Annotated in this window: 26 protein-coding genes; 17 read left to right on the forward strand and 9 right to left on the reverse strand. The window is 72.2% G+C overall.

The genetic code is table 11. The features are described 5' to 3' along the window. Positions 1-144 precede the first annotated feature (144 nt). The gene (locus AB0B50_RS26280) at positions 145-456 is read right to left on the reverse strand and encodes a hypothetical protein (RefSeq protein ID WP_362336650.1); all 312 of its coding nucleotides are present in this window, start codon (positions 454-456) and stop codon (positions 145-147) included. Beyond that, positions 453-815, reverse strand: a complete 363-nt coding sequence (locus AB0B50_RS26285) for a winged helix-turn-helix domain-containing protein (protein ID WP_362336653.1) — start codon at positions 813-815, stop codon at positions 453-455. The genes AB0B50_RS26280 and AB0B50_RS26285 overlap by 4 nt, the downstream gene beginning before the upstream one ends. Positions 816-1,012: 197 nt before the next feature. Here AB0B50_RS26285 and AB0B50_RS26290 point away from each other — a divergent pair, with 197 nt between their 5' ends. The 3 genes from AB0B50_RS26290 to AB0B50_RS26300 are packed head-to-tail and all read left to right on the forward strand — an operon-like array spanning position 1,013 to position 3,335. Then, positions 1,013-1,702: an ABC transporter permease gene (locus tag AB0B50_RS26290; RefSeq protein WP_362336656.1), complete on the forward strand. Its 690-nt coding sequence runs from the start codon at positions 1,013-1,015 to the stop codon at positions 1,700-1,702. After that, entirely contained in the window at positions 1,699-2,379 is a 681-nt protein-coding gene (locus tag AB0B50_RS26295; RefSeq protein ID WP_362336660.1) for an ABC transporter permease, read from the forward strand. The genes AB0B50_RS26290 and AB0B50_RS26295 overlap by 4 nt, the downstream gene beginning before the upstream one ends. Next, positions 2,376-3,335 carry an ABC transporter substrate-binding protein gene (locus tag AB0B50_RS26300; RefSeq protein WP_362336663.1) on the forward strand — a complete coding sequence of 320 codons (960 nt, stop codon included), beginning with the start codon at positions 2,376-2,378 and terminating at the stop codon, positions 3,333-3,335. The genes AB0B50_RS26295 and AB0B50_RS26300 overlap by 4 nt, the downstream gene beginning before the upstream one ends. Positions 3,336-3,410: 75 nt before the next feature. Here AB0B50_RS26300 and AB0B50_RS26305 read toward each other — a convergent pair whose 3' ends face one another. The 4 genes from AB0B50_RS26305 to AB0B50_RS26320 are packed head-to-tail and all read right to left on the reverse strand — an operon-like array spanning position 3,411 to position 7,501. Next, positions 3,411-4,574: a betaine/proline/choline family ABC transporter ATP-binding protein gene (locus AB0B50_RS26305; RefSeq protein ID WP_362336665.1), complete on the reverse strand. Its 1,164-nt coding sequence runs from the start codon at positions 4,572-4,574 to the stop codon at positions 3,411-3,413. 22 nt (positions 4,575-4,596) lie between these two features. Further along, the gene (locus tag AB0B50_RS26310; protein WP_362336668.1) at positions 4,597-5,253 is read right to left on the reverse strand and encodes an LUD domain-containing protein; all 657 of its coding nucleotides are present in this window, start codon (positions 5,251-5,253) and stop codon (positions 4,597-4,599) included. Then, positions 5,250-6,719, reverse strand: coding sequence for a LutB/LldF family L-lactate oxidation iron-sulfur protein (locus tag AB0B50_RS26315; protein ID WP_362336876.1), 1,470 nt, complete (start codon positions 6,717-6,719; stop codon positions 5,250-5,252). Before AB0B50_RS26315 ends, AB0B50_RS26310 begins: the two co-directional genes overlap by 4 nt. A 20-nt stretch (positions 6,720-6,739) precedes the next feature. Further along, positions 6,740-7,501, reverse strand: a complete 762-nt coding sequence (locus AB0B50_RS26320) for a (Fe-S)-binding protein (RefSeq protein ID WP_362336671.1) — start codon at positions 7,499-7,501, stop codon at positions 6,740-6,742. Positions 7,502-7,755: 254 nt separating this feature from the next. On the opposite strand from AB0B50_RS26320, the gene AB0B50_RS26325 reads away from it, so the two are divergent. The 3 genes from AB0B50_RS26325 (at position 7,756) to AB0B50_RS26335 (ending at position 10,879) form a co-directional block, all read left to right on the forward strand. Next, positions 7,756-9,057 carry an alpha/beta fold hydrolase gene (locus AB0B50_RS26325; protein WP_362336673.1) on the forward strand — a complete coding sequence of 434 codons (1,302 nt, stop codon included), beginning with the start codon at positions 7,756-7,758 and terminating at the stop codon, positions 9,055-9,057. A gap of 131 nt (positions 9,058-9,188) precedes the next feature. Then, complete coding sequence (locus AB0B50_RS26330; RefSeq protein WP_362336676.1) at positions 9,189-9,950, forward strand: PIG-L deacetylase family protein; 762 nt, start codon at positions 9,189-9,191, stop codon at positions 9,948-9,950. Between the two features lie 95 nt (positions 9,951-10,045). Next, complete coding sequence (locus tag AB0B50_RS26335; RefSeq protein ID WP_362336679.1) at positions 10,046-10,879, forward strand: enoyl-CoA hydratase/isomerase family protein; 834 nt, start codon at positions 10,046-10,048, stop codon at positions 10,877-10,879. Between the two features lie 49 nt (positions 10,880-10,928). Here AB0B50_RS26335 and AB0B50_RS26340 read toward each other — a convergent pair whose 3' ends face one another. Next, the gene (locus tag AB0B50_RS26340) at positions 10,929-11,846 is read right to left on the reverse strand and encodes an SDR family oxidoreductase (protein ID WP_362336682.1); all 918 of its coding nucleotides are present in this window, start codon (positions 11,844-11,846) and stop codon (positions 10,929-10,931) included. Between the two features lie 85 nt (positions 11,847-11,931). Here AB0B50_RS26340 and AB0B50_RS26345 point away from each other — a divergent pair, with 85 nt between their 5' ends. Further along, a complete protein-coding gene (locus AB0B50_RS26345) occupies positions 11,932-12,531 on the forward strand; it encodes a GNAT family N-acetyltransferase (protein WP_362336685.1) in 600 nt (199 codons plus the stop codon). 85 nt (positions 12,532-12,616) lie between these two features. On the opposite strand, the gene AB0B50_RS26350 is transcribed toward AB0B50_RS26345, so the two are convergent. Further along, positions 12,617-13,627 (reverse strand): NAD(P)/FAD-dependent oxidoreductase, encoded by a 1,011-nt coding sequence (locus AB0B50_RS26350; RefSeq protein WP_362336688.1) that lies wholly within the window; start codon positions 13,625-13,627, stop codon positions 12,617-12,619. A gap of 150 nt (positions 13,628-13,777) precedes the next feature. On the opposite strand from AB0B50_RS26350, the gene AB0B50_RS26355 reads away from it, so the two are divergent. From AB0B50_RS26355 to AB0B50_RS26395, 9 genes are all read left to right on the forward strand, one after another. Beyond that, positions 13,778-14,398 carry an XRE family transcriptional regulator gene (locus AB0B50_RS26355; RefSeq protein WP_362336691.1) on the forward strand — a complete coding sequence of 207 codons (621 nt, stop codon included), beginning with the start codon at positions 13,778-13,780 and terminating at the stop codon, positions 14,396-14,398. Between the two features lie 85 nt (positions 14,399-14,483). Further along, complete coding sequence (locus AB0B50_RS26360) at positions 14,484-15,452, forward strand: NADPH:quinone oxidoreductase family protein (protein WP_362336694.1); 969 nt, start codon at positions 14,484-14,486, stop codon at positions 15,450-15,452. Next, positions 15,449-16,630 (forward strand): acyl-CoA dehydrogenase family protein, encoded by a 1,182-nt coding sequence (locus AB0B50_RS26365; protein ID WP_362336697.1) that lies wholly within the window; start codon positions 15,449-15,451, stop codon positions 16,628-16,630. Before AB0B50_RS26360 ends, AB0B50_RS26365 begins: the two co-directional genes overlap by 4 nt. Beyond that, complete coding sequence (locus AB0B50_RS26370; RefSeq protein ID WP_362336700.1) at positions 16,627-17,754, forward strand: acyl-CoA dehydrogenase family protein; 1,128 nt, start codon at positions 16,627-16,629, stop codon at positions 17,752-17,754. Before AB0B50_RS26365 ends, AB0B50_RS26370 begins: the two co-directional genes overlap by 4 nt. 175 nt (positions 17,755-17,929) lie before the next feature. Continuing rightward, complete coding sequence (locus AB0B50_RS26375; protein ID WP_362336703.1) at positions 17,930-19,525, forward strand: ABC transporter substrate-binding protein; 1,596 nt, start codon at positions 17,930-17,932, stop codon at positions 19,523-19,525. 59 nt (positions 19,526-19,584) lie between these two features. After that, a complete protein-coding gene (locus AB0B50_RS26380; protein WP_362336706.1) occupies positions 19,585-20,550 on the forward strand; it encodes an ABC transporter permease in 966 nt (321 codons plus the stop codon). Continuing rightward, positions 20,543-21,490 carry an ABC transporter permease gene (locus AB0B50_RS26385; protein WP_362336709.1) on the forward strand — a complete coding sequence of 316 codons (948 nt, stop codon included), beginning with the start codon at positions 20,543-20,545 and terminating at the stop codon, positions 21,488-21,490. The genes AB0B50_RS26380 and AB0B50_RS26385 overlap by 8 nt, the downstream gene beginning before the upstream one ends. Before the next feature lie 44 nt (positions 21,491-21,534). After that, positions 21,535-22,464 (forward strand): ABC transporter ATP-binding protein, encoded by a 930-nt coding sequence (locus tag AB0B50_RS26390; RefSeq protein ID WP_362336712.1) that lies wholly within the window; start codon positions 21,535-21,537, stop codon positions 22,462-22,464. Then, complete coding sequence (locus AB0B50_RS26395) at positions 22,457-23,113, forward strand: ATP-binding cassette domain-containing protein (RefSeq protein WP_362336715.1); 657 nt, start codon at positions 22,457-22,459, stop codon at positions 23,111-23,113. The genes AB0B50_RS26390 and AB0B50_RS26395 overlap by 8 nt, the downstream gene beginning before the upstream one ends. Positions 23,114-23,199: 86 nt before the next feature. Here the strand turns inward: AB0B50_RS26395 and AB0B50_RS26400 are convergent, their stop codons facing one another. Next, a complete protein-coding gene (locus AB0B50_RS26400; RefSeq protein WP_362336718.1) occupies positions 23,200-23,988 on the reverse strand; it encodes a DeoR/GlpR family DNA-binding transcription regulator in 789 nt (262 codons plus the stop codon). 288 nt (positions 23,989-24,276) lie between these two features. Between AB0B50_RS26400 and AB0B50_RS26405 the strand changes: the two genes are divergently transcribed. Then, the gene (locus AB0B50_RS26405; protein WP_362336720.1) at positions 24,277-25,629 is read left to right on the forward strand and encodes an MFS transporter; all 1,353 of its coding nucleotides are present in this window, start codon (positions 24,277-24,279) and stop codon (positions 25,627-25,629) included. Positions 25,630-25,631 lie beyond the last annotated feature (2 nt).

Consider the following 25,631-nt stretch of genomic DNA (forward strand, 5'->3'; position numbering starts at 1 on the left):
CGGCGACGAGGTTGTGAGGACCTGCCGCGGTGAGGTGGATGTGTGTCCGGGACGGATGCCCCGGGTGTGTTCGCCCCTGGTGCGGTCGGGAGTTGCCGCTCCCGGCCGCACCGCCTCGCGGGGCCGAACGGTGTGCCTTCGCCCCTATTCGATCTCGCGCATCATCTTCTCCATCGAGCCGATCGAGTGCCGGGTCTGCGCCAGCTCCTCGCGGGTCTGCCGCAGCTCCTCCAGGGAGCGCCGGTGCAGTTCGACGTTGTCCTCCAGGAGCTGCGCGTACCTCGCGGCGAGCGTCTTGTACTGCTCCTCGCGGGCGGCCAGCATCCTGGCGCGCCAGGTGGCGGCGATCTGCCAGACGATCACGATCAGCAGGAGGAAGAAGCCGGCGGCGCCGACGGCGCCGACCCAATCGCCCACGTAATCGCCCTCGGCCAGCGTCACCAGTTGTCCGTTCACTTCACTTCCTCTTTCACGGATGTCACGGATTTCTTGCGGGTGTCGGTGAGCGTCGGGACCGCTCTGAGGACGAGCTGAGGAGTCAACTCATAGAGGAACGGGGCCACTTCGTAGAACTTCATGATCTTGCCGTCCTCTCCCGCTTCGAGCGATCCGATGATGAGGCCCGCCCCTTCGAGCAGCTTCAGGTGCATGTGCAGCAGCGGCCGGCCCATGCCCATCTCGCGGGCCAGCGCGCTGACGTAGTTGCGGCGTTCCGTGAGCGCCGCGACGATCCGCAGGCGGTGCGGATTGCCCAGGGCGGTGAGTGCCTTCAGCAGCTCGTCGCCCGTCGGCTCCAGAGCCGGTTCCTCGGCCATCGCGGCCTCTCTCCTTCGCGCCTGTTCGCGCCTGTCAAGAAACGCTGACATGTGGCCAAGATCCTGTCAAAGATTCCTGACACATATCAGGGACAGGCCTGACACATATCCGGGACAGGTGGGGGATGTCTCAGGGTCGGACCCGTACGGGTCACCAGAACGCGCCGTCCCCCGGCGCCCGAGACTTGAATGGACGGGTGAGAGCGCCTCCCGACGACTGCCTCGCGCGCAACGAATGGATCTGCGGTGAGTATCTGAGCACCCGCCGCCAGATCCTGATCGACGCGGTCGTCCAGCATCTGCAGCTGACCGCCGTCTCCGTCCTGATCGCGCTCGTCGTCGCCGTGCCGCTGGCCGTGCTCGCCCGCCGCTGGGGCTGGGCCGCGGGCCCCGTCCTCGCGCTCACCACCGTGCTCTACACGATCCCCTCGCTCGCGATGTTCTCGCTGCTGCTTCCGGTGTACGGGCTCTCGGCGTCCCTCGTCGTCGCGGGCCTGGTCCTGTACTCGCTCACCCTGCTCGTGCGGAACATCCTCGCCGGTCTGCGCGCCGTCCCCGAGGAGACCCGGCAGGCCGCCCGCGGCATGGGCTACGGCCCGATCCGGCTGCTGCTCACCGTCGAACTGCCGCTCGCGCTGCCCGCCGCCATGGCCGGGCTGCGCATCGCCATGGTCTCCGCCGTCTCGCTGGTCACCGTCGGCGCGATCGTCGGCTTCGGCGGCCTCGGCAACCTCATCTACGCGGGCATGAACACCTACTTCAAGGCGCAGGTGCTCACGGCCTCCGTCCTGTGCGTGGTCATCGCCGTCGCCGCCGACCTGCTCCTCCTCGGCGTCCAACGGATCCTGACCCCCTGGGAGCGGGCGTCGAGGGCGGTGGGCCCATGAAGACGCTCGGCGACGCCTGGGCCTGGCTCACCGACTCCGCGCACTGGGCGGGCGACGACGGCATCTGGCACCGGCTCACCCAGCACCTCGTCCTCACCGTCGTCTGCCTGCTGATCAGCTGCCTCATCGCCCTGCCGATCGCGCTCGTCCTCGGCCACCTCGGCAAGGGCGGCGCGCTCGCCGTGAACATCTCCAACGTCGGGCGCGCGGTGCCGACCTTCGCGGTCCTTGTCCTGCTGCTCCTCACCCCGCTCGGCACGTGGGGCGAGGGCCCGACCGTCGTCGCCCTCGTGCTGTTCGCCGTGCCGCCGCTGCTCACCAACGCGTACGTGGGGATGCGCGGCGTCGACCGCGACGTGGTGCGCGCGGCGCGGGGCATGGGCATGACCGGGCGGCAGATGCTGTGGAAGGTCGAGCTGCCGCTCGCCCTGCCGCTGGTGCTCAGTGGGGTCCGCATCGCCGCCGTGCAGCTCGTCGCCACCGCCACCATCGCCGCGCTCGCGGGCGGCGGCGGGCTCGGCCGGATCATCACGGCGGGCTTCAACCTGGCCAGCACCCCGCAGGTCGTCGCGGGCGCCGTCCTCGTCGCGGTGTTCGCGCTGCTCGTCGAGGGCGTCTTCGAGGTGGCCGAACGGTTCGCGCCAGGGTGGGCGCGGGCGCGGGGGAGGGCCGGATGAGGCGACGTACCGGTCTCACCAGGCGCCGCACGGGGCTTGCCGCGGCCCTCCTCGTCCTCGTGAGCGGCTGCGCGACCGGGCCCTCCCTGGAGAACCAGGGCGAGGTCACCGCGCCCCCGGGCGACAGCAGGCACCTCGTCGTCGGCTCCGCGGGCTTCACCGAGTCCGACCTGCTCGCCCAGATGTACGCGCTGCTCCTGAGGAAGGCCGGATACGGTGCGGAGATCCTCTCCGTGGCCAACCGCGAACTCTACGAACCCGCCCTGGAGTCCGGCCAGATCGACGTCGTCCCCGAGTACGCGGCGACCTTCGCGGACTGGCTGAACGCCAAGAAGAACGGCGCCGACGCGACGCCCGTCGGCTCACCCGACCTCGACACCACCATGAAGGCCCTGCGCCGCCTCGCGACCCCGCGCGGCCTCAGCGTCCTCGACCCCGGCAAGGCCGTGGACCAGAACGCCTTCGCGGTCGCCGCGTCGTACGCCGAGCAGCACGGGCTCAAGACGCTGAGCGACCTCGGCAAGTCGGGGCTGAAGGTGCGGCTCGCCGCGGGCGACGAGTGCGTGCAACGCCCTTACTGCGCACCGGGGTTGAAGAAGGTGTACGGGATCGACATCACGGGGGTCGATCCCAAGGGGGTCGGTACGACGCAGGCGAAGAAGGCCGTGCAAGGCGGGCAGGACCAGATGGTCCTGACCACGTCCACGGATGCGACCCTTGACGACTTCGGGCTCGTGTTGCTGGAGGACGACAAGAATCTGCAGAACGCGGACTACATCGTGCCCGTGGTCAATCGCTCCCGGGCGGGCAGCGAAGGCGTCGCGGCCGCGCTCGGGCGGCTCAATCCTGTACTGACGACGGAGGACTTGGCGTCGATGAACGAGCAGGTGGACAGCTGGCGGCGCTTGCCGGAGGACGTGGCCCAGGCCTACTTGGAAGGCAAGGGGCTGCTGTAGCGCCCCTTCAGGGGCGCGGGGAACTGCGCGACCAGCCACGACGAACCCGCGGACGAAGGACCGTCGGCGGAGCCCTTACGCGTCGGCCACCGAATCGAACTCCACCTGATCCCGCGTCACGCCCAACGCGTCCGCGTCCACCGAGCGGCGCAAGGCCTCGTGAAGTTTCGCCGGGGTCAGGACCCCGAGGAAGCGCGCGCCGTCCAGGACCGCCACCCAGCCCGCGTCGTGCTGCAGCATCACGCCGAACGCCTGCTTGAGTGGGGCGCCGATCGGGACCCAGGAGTTCATGCGGTGGGCCAGGTCGCCCACCGTGCCGCCGGCGCCGGCGAGCGCGACCTCGTCGACGCCGACCCAGCCGTGCAGATCGCCGTCCGCGTCCAGGACCACCGCCCAGCGCGCCTCCTCCTCGCGCAGCCGGGCCGCGGCCTGCGCGGCGGGCTCGTCGAGGCGGGCGATCGGCGGCTCCTCCAGGTCGTCCGTCTGGATCTCGGTGACCGACAGGCGCTTGAGGCCCCGGTCGGCGCCCACGAACTCGGCGACGTACGGCGTCTCGGGCGCCCCGAGCACCGCCCCCGGGGTGTCGAACTGCTCGATGCGCCCCTGTCCGTACACCGCGATGCGGTCGCCGAGGCGGACCGCCTCCTCGATGTCGTGGGTGACGAGCAGGACCGTCTTGCGCACGGTCGCCTGCATGCGCAGGAACTCGTCCTGCAGCTGCTCGCGCACCACCGGGTCGACCGCGCCGAACGGCTCGTCCATCAGGAGGACGGGCGGGTCGGCGGCGAGCGCCCGTGCCACACCGACGCGCTGACGCTGGCCGCCCGACAGCTGCTCGGGGTAGCGCGAGCCGTACGTCTTGGGGGCCAGGCCCACCAGGTCGAGGAGCTCCGCCGCGCGGGCCCGCGCCTTCGCCTTCTTCCAGCCGACCAGGGCGGGGACGGTCGCCGTGTTGTCGAGGATCGTGCGGTGCGGGAAGAGGCCGACCTGCTGGATGACGTAGCCGATGCGGCGGCGCAGCCGCACCGGGTCGACGTCGGCGATGTTCTCGTCGTTCACGAAGATGCGGCCCGACGTGGGCTCGATGAGGCGGTTCACCATCATCATCGTGGTGGTCTTGCCGCAGCCGGAAGGGCCGACGAGTGTGACCAGTTCGCCCTCGGCGACCTCGAAGGAGAGGTCGTCCACGGCCGTCGTGCCGTCCGGGTAGCGCTTGGTCACCTGCTCGAACCGGATCATCCCCTCACGCTAGCCGCGCCCGTCACTCTCCGCTCATCAGCACCACCTCCAGGGTGCGCGGTCCGTGCACTCCCTCGACCCGGTCCAGCTCGATGTCGCTGGTCGCGGAGGGTCCCGAGATCCAGGTGAGCGGACGGGCCGGGTCCAGCCGTTCGAGGGCCTGCGGCACGGAGCCGACGACCTGGTCGGGCACGCGTACGACACAGATGTGGTGGTCCGGGACCAGGGTGATGCGGCGGCGGCCCTGATCGGGGGAGCCGTCCAGGACGATCGTGCCGGTCTCGGCGATGGCCACGGCGCATCCCGTGATGACGCTGTCCACCTCGTCCAGCTCGTTCGGGGTGCTCGCCGCCCGGTCGTGGACCCGCACGGCGTCGGCGGCCGCCGACCAGTGCGGCGGCAGACCGGGCGGGACCAGGACGGTGCGCGCGCCACGCTCCGCGAGCAGGCGCGGCAGGAGCTCCGGCAACTCCTCCGCCGTGCAGCGACGCACGATCGCGCGGTAGTCCGCGAGGTTCTCCGCCAGCAGGTCGACGCTCTGCTCGGTGGTGCGGGCGCCGTGCTCGCGGGCGTATCCGCGGTCCACCGCCGTCTCGTAGGCCTCGTACGCGGCCTCGTCCTCCGGCATGTCGGCGAGCGCCCGGCGCACCCGGCCAAGGATCCGGTCCCTGCTGCTCATTTGGCGCCGCCCTTCCCGCTGTCCTTGCCGCCGTTCGTCCGCTGCCACCAGTCGCGGAACGGCTCCGCGGGGAGTTTCGGCAGCGCCCGTGCAGCGCTCCAGGCCCGGCCGGGACCGGGCAGCGTGCGCGGGTGGAGCCGCCGGGTGCGCGAGGCGAGGCGCTGGCCCGCGCGCAGCGCACCGGGGCGGGCGAACGCCAGGCCCGCGGCCCGCATCGCCGCCCGCTCCGCCGCGTGCCCCTTCGCAGGCTTCAGCGTCACCTTCACGCCGCGCCGCGTGACCTCGCCGCCCTGCACCACGCGCTCCCGCAGGTGCACGAGGACCTCGGGGATGTCGATGGCGACCGGACACACTTCGTAGCAGGCGCCGCAGAGCGAGGAGGCGTACGGCAAGGAGGCGTCGATCTCGCTCTGGGTGCCCCGCAGTTGAGGGCTGAGGATCGCGCCGATCGGGCCCGGGTAGACCGAGCCGTACGCGTGCCCGCCCGCGCGCTCGTAGACCGGGCACACGTTGAGGCACGCCGAGCAGCGGATGCAGCGCAGGGCCTGGCGGCCGACCTCGTCGGCGAGGGTGTCGGTGCGGCCGTTGTCGAGCAGGACGAGGTGGAAGGTGCTCGGCCCGTCGCCGTCGGTCGTGCCCGTCCACATCGACGTGTACGGGTTCATGCGCTCGGCCGTCGAGGAGCGGGGCAGGGTCTGGAGGAAGACCTCCAGGTCGCGCCAGGTCGGGACGAGCTTCTCGATGCCGACCACGGAGATCAGCGTCTCGGGCAGGGTCAGGCACATGCGGCCGTTGCCCTCCGACTCCACGACGACGAGCGTGCCGGTCTCGGCCACCATGAAGTTCGCCCCGGAGATGCCGACCTCGGCGCGCAGGAACTTCTCGCGCAGGTGCAGCCGCGCCGCCTCGGCGAGCTCGGCGGGCGTGTCGGTCAGGCCCTCGGGTGCCGGGCGGCCCCAACTCGCCATTTCCTTGCGGAAGATGTCGCGGATCTCGCCGCGGTTGCGGTGGATCGCGGGCACCAGGATGTGCGAGGGCCGGTCGTGGCCCAGCTGCACGATCAGCTCGGCGAGGTCGGTCTCGTAGGCGTGGATGCCCTCCGCTTCAAGGGCTTCGTTGAGGCCGATCTCCTGGGTGGCCATCGACTTGACCTTGACGACCTCACGCTCCCCGGTGGCCTTGACCAGGTCGGTGACGATGCGGTTGGCCTCGTCGGCGTCGGCGGCCCAGTGCACGGTGCCGCCGGCCCGCACCACCGACTCCTCCAACCGCACCAGATAGCGGTCGAGATGGCGCAGCGTGTGGTCCTTGATGCGCCGTCCGGCCTCGCGCAGCTCGGCCCAGTCGTCGAGCTCGGCCACGGCGCGGGCCCGCTTGTCGCGGATGGTGTGGGTGGCGTGCCGCAGATTGGCGCGCAGGGTGGCGTCGCCGACCGCCTCGTGCGCGGCCTTCGGGAAGGCGGGCATGCCGACGAATGTGCCGCCGCTCATGACAGGGGCTCCTCTTCCGTGCTCGCTAGGATCTCCGCGATGTGGACGGGGCGCACGGCCGTGCGCAGCCGGGCCATCGTGCCGCCGATGTGCATCAGACAGGAGTTGTCCGCCGCGCACAGCACGTCGGCCCCCGTCGACTCGGCGTGCCGCACCTTGTCCGCGCCCATCGCCGCCGAGACATCGGAGTTCTTCACGGCGAAGGTGCCGCCGAAGCCGCAGCACTCCTCGGCCCCCGGCAGCTCCACGAGCTCAAGTCCCTCGACCGCCCGGAGGAGTCGGGCGGGCCGCTCGCCGAGGCCGAGGGAGCGCAGGCCGTGACAGGTCGGGTGGTAGGTGACCTTGTGGGGGTAGTACGCGCCGACGTCGGTGACGCCGAGGACGTCCACCAGGAACTCCGTGAGTTCGTACGTCTTGGGGACGACCGGGGCGAGGGTGCGGGCGAGGCCGTCGCCGCGGCCCTCCGCGCGCGCCCGCTCGCCCATGCGCGGGTACAGCTCGCGGACCATGGCCCCGCACGACCCGGACGGTGTCACGATCGCGTCGTACGCATCCGAACCGAAGACATCGGAGAAATGCCGCGCGAGGGGCTCTGCCTGATGGCGATAGCCGGTGTTGTAGTGGGCCTGTCCGCAGCAGGTCTGGTCCATCGGGAAGTCGACGTCAACTCCCAGTCTGGTCAGCAGTTTCACCACTGCGCGGCCCGTGTCCGGATAGAGCGTGTCGTTGACACAGGTCAGGAACAGGGCGACACGCATCGCGGGTTCCTCCTTGTCGATCATCGGATGGATGCAGCGTACGCGGGCGCGGTGCGTTGCGGGAGTCGTCCGGGCGCGCGGGGCCCTGCGGTGGGCGAGCGTCAGGGAGTCGAGGACGCAGCGGGTCGCCCCAGGTGCGCAGGCATTCCTGTGAGCAGCCGCAGGTCCACGATGTTCCGCCCCGAGGGCGGCCGGTGCGGCGGGTGTGCTGGACTGGAGGGCAAGGATCCGCACACCACAGCTTGGGAGCAGCCTTGTTCGACACGTACCGCCAGCCCGGAGTCGTCCTCACCGACCGCCGCTTCGACGTGCCGCTCGACCACGACGATCCGGCGGGGGAGCGGATCGAGGTCTTCGCCCGCGAGGTGGTGTCGGCCGCGCGGGGCGGCGCCGACCTTCCCTGGCTGGTCTACCTCCAGGGCGGCCCCGGCTTCGGGGCGACCCGCTTCAGTGGCAAGGAGTCCTGGCTCGGCCGCGCCCTGCAGGACTTCCGCGTCCTGCTCGTCGACCAGCGCGGCACCGGCAGTTCCACGCCCGCCAACCGCCAGACGCTCCCGCTGCGCGGCGGCCCCCGCGAACAGGCCGACTATCTGGCCCACTTCCGCGCCGACTCCATCGTCCGCGACTGCGAGGCGATCCGCCGCGAGGTGACGGGCGGCGCCCCCTGGAGCGTCCTCGGGCAGAGCTTCGGCGGGTTCTGCGCCACGCACTACCTGTCGGCGGCGCCCGAGGGCCTGGAGACCGCGCTGATCACCGGCGGCCTGCCCTCGCTCGACGGCCACGCCGACGACGTGTACCGGGCGACCTACCCCCGCATGGAGCGCAAGACCGCCGCGCACTACGCCCGTTACCCCCAGGACGTGGAGCGGGCCCGCCGCATCGCCGCGTACCTCGCCGAGCACGAGCCGGTTCTCAACGGCGGCTACAAGCTGACCGTGCCCGCCTTCCAGTCGCTCGGCATACTGCTCGGCACGGGCGACGGCAGCCACCGCCTGCACTACCTCATCGAGGACGCCTTCGTGCGCACTCCCTCGGGGCCTGAGCTCTCCGACGCCTTCCAGGAGAACGTGCAGGCCGTTCTGTCGTACGCGGGCAACCCGCTCTTCGCCGTCCTGCACGAGGCGATCTACGGCCAGGGCGAGCGGCCCACCGCCTGGGCGGCCGAGCGGGTGCGCACCGAATTCCCGCAGTTCGACACGGAGAAGGCCCTGACGGGCGACGCGCCGCTGCTGTTCACCGGCGAGGCTGTGCAGCGCTGGATGTTCGACAGCGACCCGGCGCTGCGCCCGCTGCGCGAGACCGCCGAACTCGTCGCCGCGCGCACCGACTGGCCGCGCCTGTACGACCTGGACCGCCTCGCCGCGAACGAGGTGCCCGCGGCCGCGTCGGTCTACCACGACGACATGTACGTCGACGTCGAGTACTCCCTGCGCACCGCCCGCTCCATCGGGGGCCTGCGCACCTGGGTGACCGACGAGTTCGAGCACGACGGGCTGCGCGTGGGCGGGCCGCGTGTGCTGGACCGGCTCATCGCGATGACGCGGGGCGAGGCGTAGGTCCGGGGCGAGGCGCAGGTCCGGGCCGAGGCATGGGTCCGGGGCGAGGCGCACGGCGTGGGCCCCGGCTGAGCGACGAGGCCTTCGGTCGGCCCAACTCGTTGTCGCGCCCCGGCGATAGGGTGGGGATCATGACCGAGCCGCAGAGCACAGCCGCGCCCGCCGACCAGCTCGCGCCCATGCCCGACGACTGGCGGCGCGCGCTCGCCGTCGTCGCCCACCCGGACGACCTGGAGTACGGGTGCGCGGCGGCCATCGCGTCCTGGACGGACGGCGGCCGCGAGGTCGCCTACCTCCTGGCGACCCGCGGCGAGGCGGGCATCGACACGATCGACCCCGCCACCTGCGGGCCGCTGCGCGAGCGGGAGCAGCGGGCCAGCGCGGCCGTCGTCGGCGTGGACACCGTCGAGTTCCTCGACCACAAGGACGGCGTGATCGAGTACGGCATCGCGCTGCGCCGCGACATCGCCGCCGCGATCCGCAGTCACCGCCCCGAGCTCGTCATCACGCTCAACCACCGCGACACCTGGGGCGGCGTCGCCTGGAACACCCCCGACCATGTCGCGGTCGGCCGCGCCACGCTGGACGCCGCTGCCGACGCGGGCAACCGCTGGATCTTCCCCGAGCTGATCGAGGAGCAGGGCCTTGAGCCCTGGAACGGCGTGCGGTGGGTCGCCGTCGCCGGTTCGTCGACGCCCACGCACGCCGCGGACGCGTCGGCGGGCCTCGACCGCTCGGTGGCCTCGCTCCTCGAACACCGCAGTTACATCGAGGCGTTGACGGACGAGGAGCCCGAGAAGTACTGCCGTACGTTCCTCACCGGCAACGCGCAGGCGCTGGCCCCGCGCTTCGGCGGGAAGCCCGCGGTGGGGTTCGAGGTCTTCAGCCGGTAGGCGTCGTGTGCCGATGGTCGGCAGGCGTCTTCTGTCCGTGAGTCCGCACCCTTAGTCTGACGGGCCATCAGGTCCGTCGGTGCAGGGGAGCGCGCATGATCGACACCATCGGCAGGGACATCCCGGAGGGCGAGGAGCGTCTTCGCCTCGACGTCGAGGACGGGCTCGGCGTCCTCACCCTCTGTCGCCCGCGCAAGCTGAACGCGTGGAGCTGGGAATCCACCCGGCAGTTGGGCCTCTTCGCCGACCGGATCCGCTTCGACGACTCGATCAGGGCGGTGCTGCTGCGGGCCGAGGGCCGGGCGTTCTGCGCGGGCATCGACATCACGGCGCCGGGCGGCGCGATCACGGGCCGCTCCGGCGCCGAGCGTGCCCGCAACTACTACGAGGCGATGCGCTGGGTCCACGAGCGCTTCCGCGTCTTCGCCGAGTTGCCGCAGCCGGTCGTCGCGGCCGTGCAGGGGTACTGCCTGGGGTTCGGCTTCGAACTGGCCCTGATGGCGGACGTGCGGATCGCGGCGGACGACGCGGTGTTCGCGCTGCCCGAGGCGCAGCTCGGCGTCGCCGTGGACGCGGGCGGCGATCTGCGCATCGCCCGCGAGGCCGGCGCCGGCTGGGCGAAGCTGCTCGCGTTCACGGGGCGCCGGATCGACGCCGCCACGGCCGAGCGGCTGCGCCTGCTCCAACAGGTCGTCCCGGGCGGCGACTTGGCGAAGACGGCGCATGCGCTGGCCGCCGAGATCGCGGCGAACGCGCCGCTGGCCGTGCAGGGCGTCAAGCGCGGGATCGACGCGTACGCCGACGCGGGGATGGCGGGGGCGCTCGACCGCGTGGCCATGAACGCGGCGATCACGCTCACGTCGGAGGACTCGCGGGAGGGGTACGGGGCGAAGGCGGCGGGGCGGGCGGCTTCGTTCGAGGGGAAGTGAGAGCGGGCCGGGGGGCTCACGGTGCGGGATCCGGGGGGGGGGGGGCGGCTCAGGGTGTGAACTCGCCCCTCCCCAGCTGCTCGCGCACCGTCGTCACCGGCGGGCTCACCACGGCGCGCCGCTGCCAGTTCGCACCGTCCACCACCAAGGTGTGGCCCGTGATGAAGCGGGCGTACGGGGAGGCCAGGAACGTGGCCGCCCAGCCCAGTTCACGGGGCAGGCCGACGCGGAGTGCGGGCTGGCGGGCGGCCGTGTCCCCGGCCCGGTCGAGGTTGCCGCGGATGTCCGCGGTCATGTCGTCGTGCGGCATCAGGCCCGGCACGAGGCCGTTGACCTGGATTCCGTACGGCCCCCATTCCACGGCGAGGGTCTCGACCAGGCTCTTGACGCCCGCCTTGGCCGCCGCGCTGTGGGCGAATCCGGGGCCGCCCGTCCAGGCGTACGACGCGCCGACGTCGATGACCGAACCCGGGGTGCCCGCGGCCAGGTGGCGGCGGCCGAACTCGCGCGTCATCAGGAACGTGCCGGTGAGCGTGATGTCCACGACCGAGCGCCAGGCGTTCGGCGACATGTCCTCCGTGGGGACGGGGAAGTTGGCGGCGGCGTTGTTCACCAGGACATCGGGCAGGCCGTACGCCTCCTGCGTCGCGTCGAAGACCTCGGCGACGCGCTCGGCGTCACGGATGTCGCAGACCGCGGCGGTCACCCGCCCGCCCAGCGCCGTCAGTTCGTCCCGAGCCGCCTCGAGCTGGTCCTCCTTGCGGCTCGCGATCACCAGGTCGGCGCCGAGCCGCGCGAACTCCGCGGCGACGGCCCTGCCGAGGCCCGTGCCGCCGCCGGTGACGAGGACGACCGTCCCGTCGTACGTGCCGGGCGGCAGCGCGCTCGCGCCGGGCGGGGGAGGGGCGGGCAGACCGGGCAGGGCGCGGCCGGGTGCGCAGGATCGCGGCGCTTCGTCGTCCGTCATGCGCGCATCGATACCGCGTACGGGGCGAAACCTCCATGCCCGATATCCGATTCCGTACGCCCGACGGCTGTGGCAGCATGCGGCGATGATCGCCAACTTGCCCGTACCGCCGGTCGTTCCCGCAGGTCGCATGGCCGGTGTCGCGCAGCCCGTGCTCGACCTTCCCCGCGGACTCGAACTCCGTCCCTGGCGACTGGACGACGCCGACGCCGACGCGCTGGCGTCCGCGGGGCGGGACCCCGGGATCAGCCGGTGGAACCTCCTGCCCGTGGAGTCGCGGGAGGAGGCGGCCAGGAGGATCGAGCGCATGCACGAGCGCTGGCGGGCCGAGACGGGCGCGGTCTGGGCGGTCGCCCGGCCGGAGGGCGGCGAGGCGATCGGGCTCATCGGGTGGGGCGACATCGACCTCGCGGGCGGCAGCGCGGAGATCGTGTACTGGCTGCTTCCGGCTGCGCGCGGCGGCGGTGTCGTCGTGGAGGCAGTGCGGCGGGTCAGCGGCTGGGCCTTCGACGACCTCGGCCTGCACCGGCTGCGGCTGTGCCACTCCGTGGCCAATCCGGCGTCCTGCCGGGTGGCGGCCAAGGCCGGGTACGGGCTTGAGGGCACGATGCGGGGGGCGTTGTTGCACGGGGATGGATGGCATGACCAGCATCTGCATGCGTTGGTCAAGGGCGACGCCTTTTGACGGTCGGCGGGGGCGTGTGTCGGCTGTGGGTGGTCCGTGGCTGGTCGCGCAGCTCCCCGCGTCCCTCGCGGGGGCGCTCAGGCCGTCAAGCCGTGCACGCCCTTGCCACCGCCGCCTCCGTCTCCGGTGTGAACACGCCCGCCCGCCGCCGGGCCGCCTCCGCTTCGATGTCCGACATCAGGAGCTCGGCGTTGATCACCGTGCCCGCCCGGTAGCCGGCGCTCGCCGCGTTGATCACTTGCTCCATCGGGCCCGCGGCGTTGCCCACCGCCCAGACGCCCGGGACCGTGGTGCGGAACGTCTCGTCCACCACCGGGTACGCACCGAACGGCGTGTCCCTGAACTCCACGCCGAGCGTGCCCAGGAGGTCCTCCCGCGGAACCGGCTTCGATGCGACGAACAGCACCGAGCGGGGCAAGACCCTGCCGTCCGCCAGTCGTACGCCCGTCAGGCGGTCGCCCTCGACCTCCAGGCCCGCGACCTCGCCCTCCACCACCTGGACCCCGGCCGCCGCGAGGCGTTCCCACTCCGCGTCGGGCAGCTCCCGCACGGTGTCCAGGAACAGCGTCACGTCCGTGGACCACTGGGTGACGAGCAGCGCCTGGTGGCTGCTGAAGGGCTCGGGGGCGAGCACGCCGAACGCCTCGTCCCGTACCTCCCAGCCGTGGCAGTACGGGCAGTGCAGCACGTCGCGGCCCCAGCGCTCGGCGAGCCCCGGCACGTCGGGCAGCTCGTCCACGACTCCCGTCGCCACGACGACCCGCCGCGCGCGCACCGCCCCGCCGTCCGCGAGCCCGACCTCGAACTCCCCTTCGCCGTCCGGGGACAGCGCCGTCACGCGGTCGCGCACGACCTCGACCCCGTAGCGCTCCAGCTCCCGTCGTCCCTCGGCGAGGAACTCGGCGGGCGGCATGCCGTCCCGCGACAGGTAGCCCTGCATGTGCGCCGCGGGCGCGTTGCGCGGCTCGCCCGCGTCGACCACCAGGACCCGCCGCCGGGACCGGCCGAGCACGAGGGCCGCGCTCAGCCCCGCCGTGCCGCCTCCGACGACCACCACGTCGTACGCCTGGTTCCCCGTCGTGCTCCGCTTCCTCATCGCTCTCTCCCTCATCGCGCTCTCCCTCTGGCTCTCGATCCGGGTCACATCCGGGTCACGGTGACCACCTTCCTTCGGACCATGACCCCCCAGGTGCATGATTGACAAGTCTGTTTGCCGATATTGCAAGAACTGAGTCATAGTGGAGGCATGAGCGAAGAGACGGAAGCGCCGGAAGCGATGGATCAGGTCCTCACCGAGGTCGGCCCCCGGCTGCGCCGCATCCGCAAGGAGCGCGGCGCCACCCTCGCGGGTCTGTCCGCCGCCACCGGCATCTCGGTCAGCACCCTGTCCCGCCTGGAGTCGGGTCACCGCAAGCCCAGCCTCGAACTGCTGCTGCCGATCGCCCGCGCCCACCAGGTCCCGCTGGACGAGCTGGTCGGCGCCCCGCCCGTGGGCGACCCGCGGGTCCGGGCCAAGCCGATCGTCCGGCACGGCCGCACCATGCTGCCCCTGACCCGCCAGCCCGGCGGCCTCCAGGCGTACAAGGTGGTCGAGCCCGCCCGCACGGCGGCGGTCCCGGACCCGCAGACACACGAGGGGTACGAGTGGCTGTACGTGCTGTCGGGAAAGCTGCGTCTGATCCTCGGTGACCACGACGTGGTGCTCGGCCCCGGCGAGGCCGCCGAGTTCGACACCCGCGTGCCGCACTGGTTCGGGACGACGAGCGAGGGAGGCGCTGAGTTCATCAGCCTGTTCGGGCCGCAGGGCGAGCGGATGCATGTCCGGGCGCGCCCCGCGAAGAGGGGCGGCAAGGGGAGCGCGGACTGACCTTTTCCGCACTGTTCCCCTGGGGGCAAGCGACCGCTTAGTATGCGGTCGAGCACGGTCTACGACAGCCCCGTGGAGGCCCCGCATGCAGGCATGGCAAGTGCACGAGAACGGCGAGCCGGGCGAGGTGATGCGCCTCGCGGAGGTGGACCGCCCCGAGCCCGGCGAGGGGCAGGTCCGGCTGTTGGTCCGCGCCGCGAACATCAACTTCCCGGACGCTCTGCTCTGCCGCGGCCAGTACCAGGTCAGGCCTCCGCTGCCGTTCACCCCCGGCGTGGAGATCTGCGGCGAGACCGAGGACGGCCGGCGCGTGATCGCCAACCCCGCGCTGCCGTACGGCGGTTTCGCCGAGTACGCCGTCGCGGACGCCGCCGCCCTGCTGCCCGCCCCCGACGCGCTGGACGACGCGGAGGCCGCCGCGCTGCACATCGGCTACCAGACCGGCTGGTTCGCCCTGCACCGCCGCGCGCACCTCCAAGCGGGCGAGACCCTCCTGGTGCACGCGGCCGCGGGCGGCGTCGGCAGCGCGGCCGTCCAGCTCGGCAAGGCGGCAGGAGCCAAGGTCATCGGTGTCGTCGGCGGCCAGGACAAGGCGGAGGCCGCGCGCCGGCTCGGCTGCGACGTCGTCCTGGACCGGCGCACGGACGACGTGATCGCGGCCGTCAAGGAAGCCACCGGCGGCCGCGGTGCCGACGTGATCTACGACCCCGTGGGTGGCGACGCGTACGCCAAGTCCGCGAAGTGCGTGGCCTTCGAGGGCCGCATCGTCGTCGTCGGCTTCGCCAGCGGCGCGATCCCCTCGCCCGCGCTCAACCACGCCCTGGTGAAGAACTACTCGATCGTGGGCCTGCATTGGGGCCTGTACAACACCAAGGACCCGCAGGCCGTCCTGCGTTGCCACGAGGCCCTGACCGAGCTCGCCGCCAAGGGTGCCATCAAGCCGCTGGTGAGCGAGCGGGTGGCGATGGGCGAGGCCGCGGCCGCCGTGCAGCGCGTCGCGGACGGCGTCACGACCGGCCGCGTGGCGGTCCTTCCGCACGGGGGTGCCGCATGACGGACGCCGCCGAACTGCGCAGCCGCACCCAGGAGTTCCTCGCCGCGCACCCGCCCGCGAGCACGGACCGCACGGACTTCCTCAAGGCCCGCTTCGACGCCGGGCTCGCCTGGGTGCACTACCCCGAGGGCCTCGGCGGGCTCGGGGCGCCGCGCTCCCTGCAGGCCGTCGTGGACGCCGAGCTGGAGGCCGCGGGCGCGCCCGACAACGATCCCCGCCGCATCGGCATCGGCCTCGGCATGGCCGCGCCGACCGTCCTCGGCTTCGGCACCGAGGAGCAGAAGCGCCGCTTCCTGCGCCCGCTGTGGATCGGCGAGGAGGTGTGGTGCCAGCTCTTCAGCGAGCCGGGGGCGGGCTCCGACCTCGCGGCGCTCGGCACGCGCGCCGTACGGGACGGCGACGGCTGGATCGTCAACGGGCAGAAGGTGTGGACCTCCAGCGCCCACAACGCCCGCTGGGCCATCCTCATCGCTCGCACCGACCCGGAGCAGCCCAAGCACCGCGGCATCACGTACTTCGTGTGCGACATGACCGACCCGGGCGTCGAGGTGCGGCCGCTGCGCCAGATCACCGGCGAGGCCGAGTTCAACGAGGTCTTCCTCACCGACGTACGCATCCCCGACGCGCACCGCCTCGGCGCGGTCGGCGACGGCTGGAAGGTCGCGCAGACCACCCTCATGAACGAGCGCGTCTCCATCGGCGGCATGCGCATCCCGCGCGAGGGCGGCATGATCGGCCCGGTCGCCGCGACCTGGCGCGAACGCCCCGAGCTGCGCACACACGACCTCCACCAGCGCCTGGTGAAGCTCTGGGTGGAGGCCGAGGTCGCGCGGCTCACCGGGGAGCGGCTGCGCCAGCAGCTCGTCGCGGGCCAGCCGGGTCCGGAGGGCTCCGGCATGAAGCTCGGCTTCGCCCGCCTCAACCAGGAGATCAGCGGCCTGGAGGTGGAACTCCTGGGCGAGGAAGGTCTGTTGTACGAGGACTGGACGATGCGGCGGCCCGAACTGGTCGACTTCGTGGGACGCGACGCCGGCTACCGCTATCTGCGGTCCAAGGGCAACAGCATCGAGGGCGGGACGAGTGAGGTCCTGCTGAACATCGTCGCCGAGCGCGTCCTTGGCCTGCCCGCCGAGCCGCGCACCGACAAGGACGTCGCCTGGAAGGACCTCGCGCGATGAGTGACCTGCTCTACTCCGAAGAGGAAGAGGCGCTGCGCTCGGCCGTGCGCGGCCTGCTCGCCGACCGCTGCGACGCCACCGCCGTCCTCGCGCGCGTCGAGACCGGCCGGCCGCACGACCGCGAGCTGTGGAAGGCCCTCGGCGACGGCATGGGCCTCGCGGGTCTCCTGGTGCCCGAGGAGCTCGGCGGCCAGGGCGCCACGCACCGCGAAGCGGCCGTCGTCCTGGAGGAGTTGGGCCGGGCCGTGGCGCCCGTGCCCTACCTCACCAGTGCCGTCGTCGCCACGGAGGCGCTGCTCGCGTGCGTGGAGGGCGAGGGCGGCGGGGCGGCCGAGGGGAGCCCGGCGGCCGAGGCCGCCGAGCTGCTCGGCGCCATGGCGTGCGGGCGTACCGTCGGCGCGCTCGCGGTCGGCTTCGCGGCCGCGCCCGGTGCCCCGTTCGTATCCGTACGCCATGAAGGCGGCGCCCTGCACGGCGAGTTGACCGGCATCGCGGACGCGTCCTGCGCCGATGTGCTGCTCGTCCCGGCTGACGGCGCGCTCTACGCGGTCGACACGGACCAGGACGGCGTCACCGTCACGCCGCAGACCTCCCTGGACCTCACCCGGCCGCTCGCCACGGCCACCTTCGACGCGGCACACGCGCGTGCGCTCACCCGGAACGCCGACGCGGCCGTGCGGCGCGGGCTGCGCGCCGGTGCCGCGCTGCTGGCCTCCGAGCAACTCGGCCTCGCCGACTGGTGCTTGACGGAGACCGTCCGCTACACGAAGGAGCGGCACCAGTTCAACAGGCCCGTCGGCTCCTTCCAGGCGCTCAAGCACCGGCTCGCCCAGCTCTGGCTGGAGGTCGTCAACACCCGCGCCGCCGCCAGGAACGCGGCCGACGCCCTCGCCTCAGGGAGCCAGGACGCCGACGTCGCGACCGCCCTCGCGCAGGCCTATGCCTCGCCCGTCGCGGTGCGCGCCGCCGAGGAGGCGCTGCAGCTGCACGGCGGCATCGGCATGACCTGGGAGCACCCCGTGCACCTCTGCCTGAAGCGCGCCAAGGCCGACTCGATCGGCTGCGGCACGGCAGGTCGGCACCGCGAGGCACTGGCCGATCTCGTCGACCTCAGGGCGCCCTGAGCGGCCGGGTCCCCTTGCCCCGAGCGGCCGGGTCTCCTTGCCCCGAGCGGTCGGTCCCCTTTTTGATGCAGCCCGCACGTACCGCGTGCGGGCTGCGCGTTTTACCCCTTCCTTACGTAAGGCATAATTGCGAACCGTTCGCAACAGCAGATGATCTTCGGTAGGGGTGTGGAGCATGAGGGCCCGATCGATACGGGGCACAGGCGCGCTGGCGACGGCGGCCGCGATAGCGGTCGCGGCCTCCGCCTGCTCGGCGCCGGGTGACGGCGGCGGCACGGGTGGCGCGAAGGACTCGGCGGTCGTCGGCATCGCGTACGAGCCCGAGACCCTCAGCCCTCTCCTCGGCTACGGCAAGGACGGCAACTCGAAGATCTTCGACGGGCTGCTCACGCACGACGCCGACATGAAGCTCAAGCCCGCGCTCGCCGCCGAGCTGCCCGAGGTCGCCGACGACGGCAAGACCTACACGTACAAGCTCCGCAAGGGCGTCAAGTTCAGCGACGGGAAGCCCTTCTCGGCCAAGGACGTCGTCTTCACGTACGAGACGATCCTCGACAAGAAGACCAACAACGCCTCGAAGACCGAGCTCGACGCCCTCAAGAGCGTCGAGGCCAAGGGCGAGGACGCCGTCGTCTTCCACCTGAAGTACCCGTACGCGCCGTTCGCCGAGCGCACCGTTCTGCCGATCGCGCCCGAGCACATCGCGGGCAAGCAGGACGTGAACACCGGCGACTTCAGCACCAAGCCGGTCGGCACGGGCCCGTACGAGCTCGTGAAGTGGTCCAAGGGCGAGAAGCTGATCTTCAAGGCCAACCCCGACTACTGGGGCGGCGCACCGAAGGTCAAGAACTTCACGATGGCGATCATGAAGGACGACGACGTCCGCTCCACCCGGCTCGACGCCGGTGAGCTCGACGGCGCCATCCTGCCGCCCAACCTCGCCAGGAAGTACAAGGACGACGGCAACAAGAAGACCTACGCCGCCAAGACCTTCGACTACCGCGTGGTGACGCTGCCCTCCGGCAACAAGGTCACGGGCGACACCGGCATCCGCCGTGCCCTCGACATCGGCGTGGACCGCAAGGCCATGGTCGACTCGATCCTGGAGGGCGCGGGCAAGGAGGCCTACGGGCCCGTCCCGACCGACAGCCCCTGGTTCACCAAGGGCACCGAGCGCAAGTTCGACGCCGGCAAGGCCAAGAAGATCCTCGACGACGCGGGGTGGAAGCCGGGCAAGGACGGCATCCGTGAGAAGGACGGCGTCCAGGCGAAGTTCCCGCTCTGGTACCTCTCCGGCGACAAGCTCCGCCAGGACCACGCCCTCGCCTACGCCTCCGACGCCAAGAAGCTCGGCATCAAGGTCGAGGTGCAGTCCGGCACGTGGGAGGTCATCGAGCCCCGCATGCCCAAGGACGCGGTCCTCGCTGGCGGCGGCTCCCCGGCCGACCCGGACTTCGACCAGTACACGCTCCTGAAGTCCTCGCTCGCCGGTGACGGCTTCAACAACATGGCGCACTACGACAACGCCAAGGTCGACAAGGCCCTGGAGGACGCCCGCAAGAGCGGTGACCGGGCCGAGCGCCAGAAGGCGTACGACACCATCCAGCGCGAGCTCGTGAAGGACCCCGGCTACACCTTCCTCACGCACATCGACCACCTCTACGTCGTCGACAAGCGCTTCGGCGACCTGTCCACGCAGGTCGAGCCGCACGACCACGGCCTCGCCTCCGGCCCCTGGTGGAACGTCGAGGACTGGCAGCCGAAGAAGTGACGACGGCGATACCGAAGTCCTCGGGGAAGGCGGCGGCGTGCCGCCTTCCCTGGGGGCCGATGGCACGGCTCGTGGGCCGGCGGGCCCTGTTCGCCGTCCCCGTCATGCTGGTCGTCACCTTCGGCGTCTTCGCCGTCGCCGCGGCCTCGCCCTTCGACCCCGTCAAGGCCTACGCGGGCACGGCGGGGCTCACCGCGTCGCAGGAGAACCTCGACCAGCTGCGCGCCAACCTCGGCGTCGACAAGCCGCTGGCCGGGCAGTGGTGGGACTGGCTCACCTCGGCCCTCACCGGTGACCTCGGGAACTCCAGCACCCTGCGCCAGCCCGTCGCCGACGCCATCGGCGAGCGCATCGGCTGGTCGGTGCTGCTTGCCGCGACCGCGTTCGTCGTCGCGATCCTGCTCGGCACCGCGCTCGGCGTGCTCGCCGCGCGCCGCCCGGGCGGGTGGCTCGACCGCGTCGTGACGTCCCTCGCGTACACGCTCGAAGCGGCGCCGCCCTTCTGGCTCGGCCTGCTCGCCGTGTGGCTGTTCGCGCTGAAGCTCGGCGTGCTGCCCTCGGGCGGCCTCACCGACACCGCGAGCTCGACCGTGACGGCCGGACAGGTCGCGAGCCATCTGGTGCTGCCCGCGGGCGTGCTCGCGATCTCGCAGCTTCCCTGGTTCGTGCTGTACGTACGCCAGGGCGTCGGGGACGCGCTCGGTGACGACCCCGTGCGCGGCGCACGCGCGCGTGGCCTCGCAGAACGGACCGTCCTGCTCGGGCACGCCCTGCGCTCCGGCATGCTGCCCGTGCTCACGCTCGTCGGCTCGCGCGTGCCCGAGCTGATCACCGGGGCGCTGCTGGTCGAGACCGTCTTCAGCTGGCCCGGCATCGCGGCGGCCACCGTGCAGGCCGCGACGTCCGTGGACTTCCCGCTGCTTGCCGCGCTGACCGCGCTCGCCACGGTCGCGGTCCTCCTGGGCAACCTCGTGGCCGACCTCCTGTACGGCCTCGCCGATCCGAGGGTGGGTTTCGATGGCTGAGATGGCCGAGACGGCTGAGAAGGCTGAGAAGGCCGAGAAGGCTGAGAAGGCTGAGAAGGCTGAGAAAGCCGATGCGGCCGGCCTCGCATGGCGCGCCCAAGGCGGCGCACGTCGCTCCACGCGCGCGTGGCGGGTGCGTTCCTCCGCGGTGATCGTCGCCGCGGTCGTCCTCGCCGTCCTCGTCGTGCCGCCGTTGGTGAACCTGGACGAACAGGCCGTCGACCTGGCCGCCAAGCTCCAGCCGCCGTCCTGGGAGCACCTCTTCGGCACCGACGACGTCGGCCGTGATCTGCTGCTGCGCTGTGTCTACGGGCTGCGGGTCTCGCTGCTCGTGGGGGTCGTCGCGGCGGTCGTCGCCACGGTGATCGGCACGGCCGTGGGCGCCCTCGCGGCCGCCTCCGGGGGCTGGGTGGACCGGGTCGTGATGCGGCTCGTGGACGTCTTCTCGTCCGTGCCGCACCTGCTCCTGGGCATCTTCATCGTCGCGATGTTCCGCCCCGGGGTGTGGCCGGTCGTCGTCTCCGTGGCGCTCACGCACTGGCTGTCCACCGCCCGCATCGTGCGCGCCGAGGTCCTCTCCCTGCGCTCGCGCCCCTACGTCGACGCGGCGATCTCCGGCGGCGCCTCGCGGCTGCGCGTGGCGGTGCGGCACCTGCTGCCCGGCGTCCTGCCGCAGGCAGGGCTCGCCGCCGTCCTGATGGTGCCGCACGCCATCTGGCACGAGTCCGCGCTGTCCTTCCTCGGCCTCGGTCTGCCCACCCACCAGGCGAGCCTGGGCACGCTCGTGCAGAGCGCGCGCGGCTCGCTGCTCGCGGGCGACTGGTGGCCGACGCTGTTCCCCGGCCTGTTCATCATCGTGCCCACGCTGGCGATCGCCGGCCTCGCGGGCGCCTGGCGGGAACGGATCAATCCGCGGCGCCGATCGGAGCTCATGCTGTGACGGTTCCCGTCCTTTCCGTTCAGGGCCTTTCCGTACGGTTCCGCATGCGCGGCGGCAAGCACGTCTCGGCCGTCACCGACGCCACCTTCGACCTCGCGGCGGGCGAGTGCCTCGCCCTGGTCGGCGAGAGCGGCTGCGGCAAGTCCGTGCTGGCCTCCGCGCTGCTCGGCCTGCTTCCCCGGAACGCGGAGACCGCCGGGTCGGCGCTCCTCGCCGGCACCGGCAGCACGGACCGCGTCGACCTCCTGACCGCCGACGAGCGGACCCTTGCCCGCACCGTGCGGGGGCGGCGCGTGGGCCTCGTACCGCAGAGTCCCGCAGCGCACCTGACGCCGGTACGGACCGTGCGCTCCCAGCTGGAGGAGACCCTGCGCGAGCTCGCGGGCGTCCGCAGGCCGAAGCTGCGGGCCGCGGCCGTCGAGGCCGCCGAGCGCGCCGCCTTCCCCACCGGGCACCTCGACCGCTACCCGCACGAGCTGTCCGGCGGCCTCGCCCAGCGCGCCGCCACCGCCCTCGCCCTCATCGGCGACGCCCCGCTGCTGCTCGCCGACGAGCCGACCACGGGACTCGACCGCGACCTCGTGGACCGCACCGTCGACGAACTGCGCCGGCACGTCGGCGAGGACCGCGCGCTGCTGATGATCACCCACGATCTGGCCGCCGCGGAGCGGATCGCCGACCGCGTCGCCGTGATGTACGCGAGCCGCGTCGTCGAACTCGCCGACGCCGCCGAGTTCTTCGGTACTCCCGGCCCCCGGCACCCCTACGCCCGAGGGCTCCTGAACGCCCTGCCCGAGCGCGCCTTCACGCCCGTCCCAGGCATGCCGCCCGAGCTGTCCGCGCTGCCCGAGGGGTGCGCGTTCGCGGCGCGCTGCGAACGCGCCGACGAGGCGTGCGCGGCCGTGCCCGCGCTCAGCGGCGGGGCCGCCTGCCACCATCCCCACGCGGACGTGCTGGAGGCGCCCCGTGCTTGAACTGCGCGCCATCACCGCCGGATACGACCGCCGTGCCCCCGTCGTGCGGGACGTCGACCTGTCCGTCGCCCCGGGCGAGTCGGTCGGGCTGCTCGGCCCCAGCGGTTGCGGCAAGTCGACGCTGGCGCGGGTCGCTGCGCTTCTGCACCGGCCCGACGCCGGGCAGGTCGTCATCGACGGGGCGGCCGCCAAGGGCTGGCGTCACCGCGCGCCGCGCGAGCAGCGGACCGCCTTCGGCGTCGTCTTCCAGCAGCCGCGGCTGTCCGCCGATCCGCGCCTCACGCTCACGGACCTGATCGCGGAGCCGTTGCGGGCGGTGGGGCGGGCCTCCGAAGTCGCCGCGCGCGTGGCGGAGTTGACGCCCGTCGTCGGGCTCGGCGCCGACCTGCTGGGCCGCCGCCCGCACGAGGTCAGCGATGGTCAGCTGCAGCGGGCCTGCCTGGCGCGGGCGTTGGTGCTGCGGCCGCGGTGGCTCATCTGTGACGAGATGACGGCGATGCTGGACGCGTCGACGACGGCGGCGTTGGTCCACGCCGTGGAGGAGTACCGGGCGGAGTCCGGGGCGGGGCTGTTGGCTGTCGGGCATGACCGCGTGTTGCTTGAGCGGTGGTGTGATCGGACTGTTCGGTGGGAGGCACTGTCCGGGTAGGGGGTGCCGCGGCCCGCCTGCTTCGGGGTGCGCGTTCGATGTGGCTTGTCGCGCAGTTCCCCGCGCCCCTTACGGGGTGCTGCCCCTCAGAGGCGTGGCACGACCCGCACTTCTGTACCGCCCGTGCGGATCTCCCTGATTTCTTCCTGTCCCAGCCCGTCGTCCACCACCAGCAGATCGAAGTCCGACAGCGGTGCCAGCGCGTACAGGCCGTCGCGGGTGAACTTCGTGTGGTCGGCCAGCAGGATCCGGCGCGTCGCCGCTGCCATCATCGCCCGCTTGACCTGCACCGTCTCCGGTGACGTGTGATAGCAGCGACCGCGCGTCACCGCGGTCGTCGACATGAACAGGACGTCCGCGCGGAACGCCTCGACGCTGTCGGCCGTGTGCAGGCCCATGAAGGCGTCGTACGCGGGGAAGTAGCTGCCGCCGAGCGCGATCAGTGAGACGCCGGGCTCCTTGGCGAGCGCCGTGATCGCGGGCAGCGAATTGGTGATCACCGTCAGCGGCGTGCGCTCGGTCAGGAGCCGCGTCAGGTGCAGACACGTCGTGCTGTCGTCGAGCAGGACCGTCTGCCCCGGCACCAGCTCCCGCGCCGCGGCCCGCGCGAGCTGCTGCTTCGTCTGCGCCATGGTCGACATGCGCTCGGCCACGCTGCCGTGGAACTGCGCGGACGGCAGGCCCGTCGCCCCGCCGCGCACCTTGCGCAGCCAGCCCTGTGTCTGCAGGAAGTCCAGGTCGCGGTGGATCGTCATCAAGCTGACGCCGAACTCGTCGGCGAGGTCCGCGGCGCGCACGAAGCCGCCTGCGACCACTGCCTCGCGGATGCGCACGCGCCGCGCCCCGCGCACGTCCGCCCGGTCCGCCGTCGCCATGCCGCGCTCCTCTTCCCGCCCGCCGCCGCACCGTGCTCCGCCTGCCGCACCGTGCTCCGCCTGCCGCACCATGTGAAGTCTCCGAGTGATGATCTCATGGATTTCACAGGACGTCCGGGTGGTCGGCGGGCCGCCGCGCTGCTGGGAGCCGGGGGACCCAAGTCCTTCTCACACGGCGGAAGTCCCTTGTCACGGGAGATGTCGGCAAGTGATTGACGTGGATTTTCAGCCAGCTGTTAGCTCGTTCCTGCCAGCACTCGTCGCCGCCATTGCCGCAGGGGAGCTTCAATGACGAACACCCCGAGTTCCGTCTTCACACGACTCGGCATTCCGCCCGCCCTCTCCTGGGGATACCTGGGGCTCCTGATCTTCATGACCGGCGTCGGCGTCGAGGCCGGCTATCTCTCGCCGTACCTGGAGGGCCTCGGCATCCCGGCCTCCGACGTCGCGATGGTCTTCACCGTCTACGGCGTCACCGGCGCCGTCGCCGCCTGGTTCGCCGGGGCGCTCTCCGACCTGTGGGGGCCGCGCCGCGTGATGTGGCTCGGTCTCGTCGCCTTCGCCGTCACGCATGTGTTCTTCCTGACCGTGGCGATCCCCAGCGAGGCGTACCCGCTGCTGCTCCTCGGCTACGGACTGCGCGGCCTCGCCTTCCCGCTCTTCGCGTACGCCTTCCTGGTGTGGATCGCGGCGGTCGCGCCGCAGCGGCAGATGGGCAGCGCCATGGGGTGGTTCTGGTCGGCGTTCTCCGCCGGACTCCCCACGCTCGGCTCGCTCACCGCCAGCCTCCTCATCCCGCACATCGGGGAGCTCGGCACGCTGTGGGCCGCGCTCGGCGTGGTCGTCGTCGGAGGGCTCGTACCGCTCCTCCTGATCCGGGAGCCCACCGGGTCCGGGCGCCTCGCTCCGGCGGGGGAGAGCCCGATGGCGGGGCTCGTCGGCAGTCTGACGATCCTCTGCCGCAACCCCAGGGTGGGCGCGGGCGCGGTGGTGCGGATGCTCAACACCGCGTCGCAGTTCGGCTTCCTGGTCATGCTCCCCACCTGGTTCGTCAAGGAGATCGGGCTCTCCGACGCGCAGTGGCTGCGGCTGCTCGCCCTGATGTTCGCCACCAACATCGTCACGAACCTCCTCTTCGGGATGGTCGGCGACAAGGTCGGCTGGCGCACCACCGTCGCCTGGTTCGGCGGCGTGGGCTGCACGCTCTCCACCCTCGTCCTGTACTACGTCCCGTCCGCGGTCGGTTCGCAGTACGCCCTGTGCGTGCTGGTCGCGGTCCTCTACGGCGCGACCCTCTCCGGGTACGTCCCGCTCTCCGCGCTGATGACCGCCATCGCGCCCACCCACAAGGGCCAGGCCATGGCCGCCCTGAATCTGGGCGCCGGTGCCTCCACGTTCGTAGGACCCCTCGTCGTCGGTCTCTTCCTCGGGCCGCTGGGGGTGGGCGGTGTGGTGTGGATCTTCGCCGGGTTCCACGCGATCAGCGCGCTGCTCACGCTCTTCCTGAGGACCACTGCCCCCGATGCCGCTTCCGGGTCGTCTACCCCCGCGGCCGACTCCGCGGTACGCCTGCCACAGCCGCTTCCCGCCCCCGCCGCCGGTGACGGACTCGTCGCCGCGCCCGCCCCGAAGGGACTGTGACC

The sequence above is a fragment of the Streptomyces sp. NPDC041068 genome (assembly GCF_040647455.1).
In the GTDB taxonomy this organism is placed as follows: domain Bacteria; phylum Actinomycetota; class Actinomycetes; order Streptomycetales; family Streptomycetaceae; genus Streptomyces.

What these genes read in the sequence shown, in the direction of transcription:
- AB0B50_RS26285 (WP_362336653.1), bottom strand. Translation starts at nt 815, where the DNA reads ATGGCCGAGGAACCGGCTCTGGAGCCGACGGGCGACGAGCTGCTGAAG.
- AB0B50_RS26295 (WP_362336660.1), top strand. Translation starts at nt 1,699, where the DNA reads ATGAAGACGCTCGGCGACGCCTGGGCCTGGCTCACCGACTCCGCGCAC.
- AB0B50_RS26300 (WP_362336663.1), top strand. Translation starts at nt 2,376, where the DNA reads ATGAGGCGACGTACCGGTCTCACCAGGCGCCGCACGGGGCTTGCCGCG.
- AB0B50_RS26305 (WP_362336665.1), bottom strand. Translation starts at nt 4,574, where the DNA reads ATGATCCGGTTCGAGCAGGTGACCAAGCGCTACCCGGACGGCACGACG.
- AB0B50_RS26310 (WP_362336668.1), bottom strand. Translation starts at nt 5,253, where the DNA reads ATGAGCAGCAGGGACCGGATCCTTGGCCGGGTGCGCCGGGCGCTCGCC.
- AB0B50_RS26315 (WP_362336876.1), bottom strand. Translation starts at nt 6,719, where the DNA reads ATGCCCGCCTTCCCGAAGGCCGCGCACGAGGCGGTCGGCGACGCCACC.
- AB0B50_RS26320 (WP_362336671.1), bottom strand. Translation starts at nt 7,501, where the DNA reads ATGCGTGTCGCCCTGTTCCTGACCTGTGTCAACGACACGCTCTATCCG.
- AB0B50_RS26330 (WP_362336676.1), top strand. Translation starts at nt 9,189, where the DNA reads ATGACCGAGCCGCAGAGCACAGCCGCGCCCGCCGACCAGCTCGCGCCC.
- AB0B50_RS26335 (WP_362336679.1), top strand. Translation starts at nt 10,046, where the DNA reads ATGATCGACACCATCGGCAGGGACATCCCGGAGGGCGAGGAGCGTCTT.
- AB0B50_RS26340 (WP_362336682.1), bottom strand. Translation starts at nt 11,846, where the DNA reads ATGACGGACGACGAAGCGCCGCGATCCTGCGCACCCGGCCGCGCCCTG.
- AB0B50_RS26345 (WP_362336685.1), top strand. Translation starts at nt 11,932, where the DNA reads ATGATCGCCAACTTGCCCGTACCGCCGGTCGTTCCCGCAGGTCGCATG.
- AB0B50_RS26350 (WP_362336688.1), bottom strand. Translation starts at nt 13,627, where the DNA reads ATGAGGAAGCGGAGCACGACGGGGAACCAGGCGTACGACGTGGTGGTC.
- AB0B50_RS26355 (WP_362336691.1), top strand. Translation starts at nt 13,778, where the DNA reads ATGAGCGAAGAGACGGAAGCGCCGGAAGCGATGGATCAGGTCCTCACC.
- AB0B50_RS26360 (WP_362336694.1), top strand. Translation starts at nt 14,484, where the DNA reads ATGCAGGCATGGCAAGTGCACGAGAACGGCGAGCCGGGCGAGGTGATG.
- AB0B50_RS26365 (WP_362336697.1), top strand. Translation starts at nt 15,449, where the DNA reads ATGACGGACGCCGCCGAACTGCGCAGCCGCACCCAGGAGTTCCTCGCC.
- AB0B50_RS26370 (WP_362336700.1), top strand. Translation starts at nt 16,627, where the DNA reads ATGAGTGACCTGCTCTACTCCGAAGAGGAAGAGGCGCTGCGCTCGGCC.
- AB0B50_RS26375 (WP_362336703.1), top strand. Translation starts at nt 17,930, where the DNA reads ATGAGGGCCCGATCGATACGGGGCACAGGCGCGCTGGCGACGGCGGCC.
- AB0B50_RS26380 (WP_362336706.1), top strand. Translation starts at nt 19,585, where the DNA reads ATGGCACGGCTCGTGGGCCGGCGGGCCCTGTTCGCCGTCCCCGTCATG.
- AB0B50_RS26385 (WP_362336709.1), top strand. Translation starts at nt 20,543, where the DNA reads ATGGCTGAGATGGCCGAGACGGCTGAGAAGGCTGAGAAGGCCGAGAAG.
- AB0B50_RS26390 (WP_362336712.1), top strand. Translation starts at nt 21,535, where the DNA reads ATGCGCGGCGGCAAGCACGTCTCGGCCGTCACCGACGCCACCTTCGAC.
- AB0B50_RS26400 (WP_362336718.1), bottom strand. Translation starts at nt 23,988, where the DNA reads ATGGCGACGGCGGACCGGGCGGACGTGCGCGGGGCGCGGCGCGTGCGC.
- AB0B50_RS26405 (WP_362336720.1), top strand. Translation starts at nt 24,277, where the DNA reads ATGACGAACACCCCGAGTTCCGTCTTCACACGACTCGGCATTCCGCCC.